Here is a 1,076-nt window from a genome sequence, read left to right on the forward strand (position 1 = left end):
AACCTTCTTCTTAGAAGAGTACCAACTCAATTATTTAATCCACACCTATGAAAAACCAATCATCTGTTTAGGCAAAGGCATTGTCATGGGCGGTGGACTTGGGTTGATGGCTGGAGCCAGTCATCGTGTGGTCACGGAAACTTCTCGCATCGCAATGCCCGAAATTACCATTGGTTTGTTTCCTGACGTAGGTGGTACTTATTTCTTGAGTCGAATGCCACGTGGTTTGGGAATATTCTTTGCGCTAACAGGAGCAAGTATTAATGCAACGGACGCGCTGACACTTGGCATCGCAGATCATTTCGTTGCAAACGAAAAACTCGAAAGCTTACAAAGCGCTTTGGCTGCTGCATCATGGAAAACCAAAGATAACCATGCGCTTGTTAGCCAAATCATCTACGAACTTGGCTGCGAAAACTCAGTTGATTCGAACTTATCGCACCATGAGAGTTTACTCGAGGGCATATGCCAAACAGGAGGGCTTGGCGATATTGTTCATGACCTAAATAGCATCAAAGACGCAAGCCCTTGGTTGAGCAAAGCGATTGCCACGATGAATGCAGGCTCACCACAATCTATGTTAGTGATCTTCGAGCAACTCAGACGTTTCCGATACGCAAGTTTGAAAGAAGTATTCAGCTCTGAGTTAATACTTGCCACCAACCTTGTGCGCCACCCAGAGTTTGCTGAAGGCGTTAGAGCGCTTTTGATCGATAAAGACAAAAAGCCAGTACGGCAACACGCACACTTTAGTGCTGTAAGTGCCTCGGAAATGGAAGCCCTGTATACTCCCCCTTGGTCTTCCAACCCTATCACCGACTTACTTTAAGCATCTTAAAAGGACCTAAGGCTCAAACTATGGCAAACACTCTTTTCATTCTTTTGAGCCTTCTATTACTGAGCCAACACGCGCACAGTGAATCCGAAGCTCCTAAGCCAACAATCATTTCAGGGCATGCGCTTTCTCTCTATGGTTCTGCAAAATACGATGAAGGCTTTACACATTTTGACTGGGTAAACCCTAACGAACCAAAAGGCGGAACTTTACGTTTAATGGGCTTCGGCACTTTTGACTC

Annotated in this window: 1 protein-coding gene and 1 pseudogene; both read left to right on the forward strand. The window is 45.4% G+C overall.

Annotated features, from left to right (window positions below):
* A partial coding sequence (locus tag A3762_RS25425; protein ID WP_068758202.1) for an enoyl-CoA hydratase/isomerase family protein occupies positions 1-829 on the forward strand: 829 nt, incomplete at its 5' end.
* A gap of 29 nt (positions 830-858) precedes the next feature.
* Positions 859-1,076, forward strand: a pseudogene (locus A3762_RS25430) (ABC transporter substrate-binding protein); the annotation flags it as partial.

The sequence above is a fragment of the Oleiphilus sp. HI0125 genome, assembly GCF_001635355.1.